This window comes from Paenirhodobacter huangdaonensis (assembly GCF_004022465.1).
In the GTDB taxonomy this organism is placed as follows: Bacteria; Pseudomonadota; Alphaproteobacteria; order Rhodobacterales; family Rhodobacteraceae; genus Rhodobacter; species Rhodobacter huangdaonensis.
Genome location: NZ_SAVA01000011.1, coordinates 107,836 through 114,863, shown reverse-complemented (window position 1 = coordinate 114,863; position 7,028 = coordinate 107,836). Strand labels below are relative to the sequence as shown.

General features: G+C 67.6%; 5 protein-coding genes. 4 read left to right on the top strand and 1 reads right to left on the bottom strand.

The window, feature by feature from the left end; translation table 11 throughout:
- Nucleotides 1-1,987 (bottom strand): Ig-like domain-containing protein (locus tag EOW66_RS16890; protein ID WP_206363728.1); only part of this gene is annotated, 1,987 nt, incomplete at its 3' end.
- Between the two features lie 401 nt (nt 1,988-2,388).
- Here EOW66_RS16890 and arcD point away from each other — a divergent pair.
- Genes arcD through arcC form a run of 4 tightly spaced genes read left to right on the top strand, consistent with a single transcriptional unit; the run spans nt 2,389 to nt 7,007 of the window.
- On the top strand, nt 2,389-3,843 hold the full coding sequence (gene arcD, locus EOW66_RS16885) for an arginine-ornithine antiporter (protein WP_206363727.1): 1,455 nt from the start codon (nt 2,389-2,391) through the stop codon (nt 3,841-3,843).
- A gap of 14 nt (nt 3,844-3,857) precedes the next feature.
- Nucleotides 3,858-5,075, top strand: a complete 1,218-nt coding sequence (locus tag EOW66_RS16880; protein ID WP_128157459.1) for an arginine deiminase — start codon at nt 3,858-3,860, stop codon at nt 5,073-5,075.
- A 15-nt stretch (nt 5,076-5,090) separates the two neighbouring features.
- Nucleotides 5,091-6,092 carry an ornithine carbamoyltransferase gene (gene argF / locus EOW66_RS16875; protein WP_128157458.1) on the top strand — a complete coding sequence of 334 codons (1,002 nt, stop codon included), beginning with the start codon at nt 5,091-5,093 and terminating at the stop codon, nt 6,090-6,092.
- A gap of 3 nt (nt 6,093-6,095) precedes the next feature.
- Entirely contained in the window at nt 6,096-7,007 is a 912-nt protein-coding gene (gene arcC / locus EOW66_RS16870; RefSeq protein WP_128157457.1) for a carbamate kinase, read from the top strand.
- Nucleotides 7,008-7,028: the final 21 nt, after the last annotated feature.

Genomic DNA, 7,028 nt, shown 5'->3' with positions numbered 1-7,028 from the left:
CGTCGACGGTATAGCTGCCGTCGGTGCCGACGGTGGTGGTGAAGGTCTGGCTGACGTGGTCCGAGCCGGTGACCACGAGGGTCACGGTGCTGCCCGGTGCCGCATCGGTGCTGCCGGTGATCGTCGGTGTCGGGTCATTGCTCAGCGCCGGAGCATCGACGCTGATCTCGGGGGCGACGGTGTCGATCACGCCGGTATCATCGGCCGAGCCGGTGTTGCCGGCCGGATCGGTGACCGAGGCCTCGACGCTGTAGCCGCCCTCGGCGAGATCGGCGGGGACGTCGACGCTGTAGCTGCCGTCGGTGCCGACGGTGGTGGTGAAGGTCTGGCTGACATGGTCCGAGCCGGTGACCACGAGGGTCACGGTGCTTCCGGGCGCCGCATCGGTGCTGCCGGTGATCGTCGGCGTCGGGTCATTGCTCAGCGCCGGCGCATCGACGCTGATCTCGGGGGCGACGGTGTCGATCACGCCGGTATCATCGGCGCTGCCGGTGTTGCCGGCCGGGTCGGTGACCGAGGCGGTGACGGTATAGCCGCCCTCGGCGAGATCGGCGGGGACGTCGACGCTGTAGCTGCCATCGGTGCCGACGGTGGTGGTGAAGGTCTGGCTGACGTGGTCCGAGCCGGTGACCACGAGGGTCACGGTGCTGCCCGGCGCTGCATCGGTGCTGCCGGTGATCGTCGGCGTCGGGTCATTGCTCAGCTCGGGCGCGTCGACGCTGATCTCGGGCGCGACGGTGTCGATCACGCCGGTATCATCGGCGCTGCCGGTGTTGCCGGCCGGGTCGGTGACCGAAGCGGTGACGGTATAGCCGCCCTCGGCGAGATCGGCGGGGACATCGACGCTGTAGCTGCCGTCGGTGCCGACGGTGGTGGTGAAGGTCTGGCTGACGTGGTCCGAGCCGGTCACCACGAGGGTCACGGTGCTGCCCGGTGCCGCATCGGTGCTGCCGGTGATCGTCGGCGTGGCGTCATTGCTCAGCTCGGGCGCGTCGACGCTGATCTCGGGGGCGACGGTGTCGATCACGCCGGTATCATCGGCCGAGCCGGTGTTGCCGGCCGGGTCCTTGACCGAGGCGGTGACGGTATAGTCCCCCTCGGCGAGATTTGCGGGGACGTCGACGGTATAGCTGCCATCGGTGCCGACGGTGGTGGTGAAGGTCTGGCTGACGTGGTCCGAGCCGGTGACCACGAGGGTCACGGTGCTGCCCGGCGCTGCATCGGTGCTGCCGGTGATCGTCGGCGTGGCGTCGGTGCTCAGCTCGGGCGCGTCGACGCTGATCTCGGGGGCGACGGTGTCGATCACGCCGGTATCATCGGCCGAGCCGGTGTTGCCGGCCGGGTCCTTGACCGAGGCGGTGACGGTATAGTCCCCCTCGGCGAGATTTGCGGGGACGTCGACGGTATAGCTGCCGTCCGGCTGCACCGTCGTGGTGAGGGTCTGAGTCGCCCCGTCCGAGCCGGTCACCACGAGGGTGACGGTGCTGCCGGGTGCCGCGTCGGTGGTGCCGGTGATCGTCGGCGTGGCGTCGTTCTTCAGGGCCGGCGCCTCGACGGTGATCTCGGGCGGCGTGGTGTCGGCCGGATGTGAATCGCTGCCGCCCGAGCCGATGATCAGCGCGGCCCCCGCCAGAGTGCCGATCGCGCCGAGCAAGGCGACCGGGACCACCGTCGTTTCGGTGATCTCGGCGATGTCGAAGCCGGTCCAGCTGCTGCCATACTGGCCCCACCAGGTGACGCCGGCATCATCGACGAAAACGATGTCGCTGCGCGCGTCATCGGCCACGACGAAGAAATTGTCGATGATGATGCGGGTGCCGTCCTGGAGCTCGAGAACCAGATCGTCGCCGACGCGCTCGAATCGCGCCACCGCCTCGGGCCCCATGTGCAGGGCGACGACGCTGGGCGTCTGAAGCTCGATGTGGTTTCCGTTGACCGTGCCGCCCGCGGCATTGGTGTTGGCTTTTGGCGTAATCGTACAGTTCACATCCGACATTCTGTTGAGTTCCGACTTCCGGTAAAAATTATGGCCGAGGCCCAGATTCACGTTGCCAAAGGTTGCCACCCGAGGCCCGGGCCCTCCCCTTCGGTCCGGGTCTTTCCGGGGAAGGGGGTGGTCCGGGCAGATGCCAGGCGCTCCATCGGCTCTTCCTTATATTGGCCATAAGCTGCCGGCTTACTCCGCGTGGGGTAAGCCGGCAGGGCGGGGTATGCGCATCCTGTCGGCGGATGGCCCGGCGCAGGGTTTCGTCGGGTCCGGCTGTTCCGATTGCGCTTCTTTTTTCTGCGAAGTTCCGGTATAATATTGAAATTGAACGACCTTCTCCGTGAGGGAGAGGGGCGGACAACTTTTCCCTTTTGGGGAGAGTTGAATGTGGAGGAAATTTCATGAGCGATATGACTGTCTCGGACAAATCACCGGGAACCGGCGACAAGCTTCGCCTTGGGGCACTGGCGGCACTGGTGATCGGCTCGATGGTGGGCTCGGGCGTGTTCAGCCTGCCGCAGAACATGGCCGCGGGGGCGGGGCCTCTGGCGATCCTGATCGGCTGGGGCATCACCGCGGTGGGGATGCTCGCCCTTGTCTTCGTCTATGAGTCGCTGGCCATGCGCAAGCCGGAGCTCGACGCCGGGCCCTATGCCTATGCCAAGGCCGGTTTCGGCCCGTTCATCGGCTTCAACAGCGCCTGGGGCTACTGGATCAGTGCCTGGGTCGGCAACGTCTCCTATGCCGTCGTGGTGTTCAGCGCGCTGTCCTACTTCTTTCCGGCGTTCGGCGACGGCAACACCTGGCAGGCGGTGCTGGGCGCCTCGGTGCTGGTCTGGGCCGTGCATTTCCTGATTCTGGGCGGGGTGAAACAGGCCGCGGTGGTCAACACCGTGGTGACGGTGGCGAAGATCGCGCCGATCGTGCTGTTCGTCCTCGTCGTGGCGCTCGCCTTCAAGGTCGATGTCTTCTCTGCCGACTTCTCCGGCAAGGGCAACGCCAGCCTCGGCACGGTGATGGACCAGGTGAAGAGCACGATGCTCGTCACGCTGTGGGTGTTCATCGGCATCGAGGGGGCGAGTGTCTATTCCGCCCGTGCGGCTGAGCGGCGCGACATCGCCCGCGCCACCGTCCTCGGCTTCCTGACCTGCATCATCCTCTATGCGCTGGTGTCGCTGCTGTCGCTTGGCATCATCAGCCAGGCAGAGCTCGGGCAGATGAAGAACCCGTCGATGGCCGGGGTGATGGCGGCCGTCGTCGGCCCCTGGGGCGCGGTGATGATCAACCTCGCGCTGGTGGTCTCGGTGCTCGGCGCCTATCTGAGCTGGACGATGCTCGCCGCCGAGGTGCCCCATGTCGCAGGCAAGGACGGCACGATGCCGCGCTTCTTCGCGAAGGAGAACGACCGCAAGGTGCCGGTCACCTCGCTGCTGGTGACGAATGTGCTGGTGCAGCTGTTCCTGATCATCACCCTCTTTGCGCAGAGCACCTATCAGGCGCTGTTCTCCATCGCCTCGAGCATGATCCTCGTGCCCTATATCTTCTCGGGCGCCTATGCGGCGAAACTTGCCCTCACCGGCGAGAACTATGCCGCGGGCGAGAACCGGATCGGGCCGATGCTGGTCGGGCTTCTGGCGACGGTCTACGGGATCTGGCTCGTCTATGCGGCGGGGCTGTCCTATCTGTTCATGTGCGCCGTTCTCTATGCGCCGGGTGTGGTGTTCTACATCTGGGCCCGCAAGGAACGGCAGGAACGCAGCTTCACCGCGATCGAGGCGATCCTCGCCGTGGCGCTGGTGCTCGTCGGCCTCTACGCGGCCTATGAGATGTGGATCGGCGCCGTCAGCGCGCTGTAAGGGAGGAAAAGACCATGAGTGACCTCGGTGTCCATTCCGAGGTGGGGAAGCTGCGCGAGGTGATCGTGCATCGTCCCGACCTGAGCCTGCGCCGGCTGACGCCGGACAATTGCCACGACCTGCTGTTCGACGACGTGATCTGGGTGAAACGGGCCCGGCAGGAGCATGACGTGCTGGTCGACACGCTGCGCGAACGCGGGGTGATGGTGCATCTGTTCGGCGATCTGCTCGCCGAGACGCTGGACCAGGCCGAAGCGCGTGACTGGCTGCTGGCGCATCGGGTCGATCCCGGCATGGTGGGCTATGATCTGGCGCCCGAGCTGCGCGGCTGGCTCGGCGCGCTGCCGGCGGCCGAGCTGGCGACGCGGCTGATCGGCGGGGTGACCCGGGCCGAGCTGCCCTTCGCGCCGCCGGGCCTGTTCGGGCAGACCCTGCTGCCGCAGGATTTCGTGCTGCCGCCGCTGCCGAACCAGCTCTTCACCCGCGATTCCTCGTGCTGGATCTATCGCTCGGTCTCGGTCGGGCCGATGTTCTGGCCGGCGCGCCGGCCGGAGGCCGCCAATGTGGAGGCGATCTATCGTTTCCATCCGCGCTTCCGCGACGCCGGCGTGCCCTTCGTCTCGCCCGACAATATCGGCGCGCATTGCAGCCTCGAGGGCGGCGACGTGATGCCGGTGGGCAAGGGCGTGGTGCTGGTGGGGATGGGCGAGCGTTCCACCCCGCAGGCGGTCGGCAGCCTGGCGCGCAATCTCTTTGCCGCGGGCGAGGCGACGCATGTGATCGCCGCGCTGATGCCGCGCGACCGCTCCTTCATGCATCTCGACACCGTCTTCACCTTGTGTGACGCCGATCTGGCGACGATGTATCCGCCGGTGGTGGACCGGATCCGGACCTTCTCGATCCGGCCCGGCGATGGCGCGCATTCGGTCGATGTGCGGGAGGAAAAGCGTCCCTTCACCGCGGTGGTGGCCGAGGCGATGGGGCTGAAGAAGCTGCGCATCGTCGCCACCGGCGGCGACGACTACGAGGCCGAGCGCGAGCAATGGGACGATGGCAACAACGTTGTCGCGGTCGAGCCCGGGGTGGTCATCGGCTATGACCGCAACGTCTATACCAACACGCTTCTGCGTCACGCCGGCGTCGAGGTCATCACCATCGAAAGCGCGGAGCTGAGCCGCGGCCGGGGCGGCGGTCACTGCATGACCTGCCCGATCGCCCGCGACCCGATCTGAGCACAGGAGGCACATATGCCTGTCAATCTGCACGGCCGCAGCGTTCTCACGCTGGCCGATTTCACCCCCGACGAGATCCGCTTCCTGCTGCGGCTGGCGGCGGATCTGAAGGTGGCGAAGATGGCGGGGACCGAAGTTCCCCGCCTGACCCGCAAGAACATCGCGCTGATCTTCGAGAAGGATTCGACGCGCACCCGTTCGGGCTTCGAGGTAGCCGCCCATGACCAGGGCGCCGAGGTCACCTATATCGGCCCCTCGGGCAGCCATATGGGCCACAAGGAGACGGTGAAGGACACCGCCCGGGTGCTGGGCCGGATGTATGACGCGATCGAGTATCGCGGCTTCTCGCAGCACGATGTCGAGACCCTCGCCCGCTATTCCGGGGTGCCGGTCTACAACGGCCTGACCGACCAGACCCATCCGACCCAGATCCTTGCCGATTTCATGACGATGCGGGAATTCACCCACAAGCATCTGTCGGACATGGTGCTGACCTTCACCGGCGAGGGCCGCGACAACGTCGCCCGCTCGCTGGCGATCGGGGCGGCGAAGGTGGGGATGGACTTCCGCATCGCCTCGCCGCGCGCGCTCTGGCCCGAGGACAGCTTCGTCGCCGAGATCCGCGCGATGGCGGCGCCGACCGGCGGCCGCTTCACCCTCACCGAAGATCCGGTCGCCGCGGTGAAGGGCGCCGATTTCATCTACACCGACGTCTGGCTGTCGATGGGCGAGGCCAGCGCGGCCTGGGGCGAGCGGATCCGGCTGCTCACCCCCTACCGGGTCGATGCGGCGCTGATGGCGGCCAGCGGCAACCCTTACGTCAAGTTCATGCATTGCCTGCCCGCCTTCCACAATGCCGAGACCGAGGTCGGCGCGCAGGTGCTGAAGGACTATGGCATCGACTGCATGGAGGTGAGCGAGGAGGTGTTCGAAAGCCCCGCCTCGATCGTCTTCGACGAGGCCGAGAACCGGATGCACGCGATCAAGGCGCTGCTCGTCGCGACGATCGGGGGCTGAGCCATGCTGATCGTCGCGGCCCTTGGCGGCAATGCGCTCCTGCGCCGGGGCGAGCCGATGACGGGCGAGAACCAGCGCGCCAACATCCGCGCCGCGGCCGCGGTGCTGGCGCAGCTGGTGCAGGCCGGCCACCGGCTCGTCGTCACCCATGGCAACGGGCCGCAGGTCGGGCTTCTGGCGCTGCAGGCGGCAGCGACGCCCGAGGCGCCCTTCCCGCTTGACGTGCTCGATGCCGAAAGCGCGGGGATGGTCGGCTATGTGCTGCAGCAGGAGCTCGACAATGCCCTGCCGGGGCATCTGGTGACGACGCTGCTGACCCAGGTCCGGGTCGATCCGCAGGATCCGGCGTTCCGGCATCCGACGAAACCGATCGGTCCGGTCTATGACCGCGACGAGGCCAGCCGCCTTGCTGCTGCCCGCGGCTGGACCGTCGCGCCCGACAACGACCGCTGGCGCCGCGTCGTTGCCTCGCCCGCGCCGCTCGAGATCCTCGAGGCGCCGGTGCTGAAGCTGCTGCTTGCGCAGGGGGTGATCCCGATCTGCGTGGGCGGCGGCGGGATCCCCGTCGTCACCCTGCCGCAGGGCGGGCTGACCGGGATCGAGGCGGTGATCGACAAGGATCTGGCAAGCGGCCTGCTGGCGCGCCAGCTCGGCGCCGACATGCTGCTGATGCTGACCGACGTCGCCGCAGTCTACCGCGATTTCGGCACGCCGCAGGCCCGGCCGCTGGCGGCGGTTGCGGCCGATGCGCTGTCGCCCGCCGATTTTCCGGCCGGCTCGATGGGGCCGAAGGTGCGCGCCGCGGTCGACTTCGTCCAGGCGACCGGCGGCCGGGCCGGGATCGGCCGGCTCGAGGATGCAGTCGCCATCGTCGCCGGCACCGCCGGCACGCTGGTGACCGCCAGCGGCGGCTGAGGTCTGACCGCCAGCGGCGGC

Coding starts and splice junctions, on each gene's coding strand:
- arcD (WP_206363727.1), top strand. CDS start 2,389: ATGAGCGATATGACTGTCTCGGACAAATCACCGGGAACCGGCGACAAG.
- EOW66_RS16880 (WP_128157459.1), top strand. CDS start 3,858: ATGAGTGACCTCGGTGTCCATTCCGAGGTGGGGAAGCTGCGCGAGGTG.
- argF (WP_128157458.1), top strand. CDS start 5,091: ATGCCTGTCAATCTGCACGGCCGCAGCGTTCTCACGCTGGCCGATTTC.
- arcC (WP_128157457.1), top strand. CDS start 6,096: ATGCTGATCGTCGCGGCCCTTGGCGGCAATGCGCTCCTGCGCCGGGGC.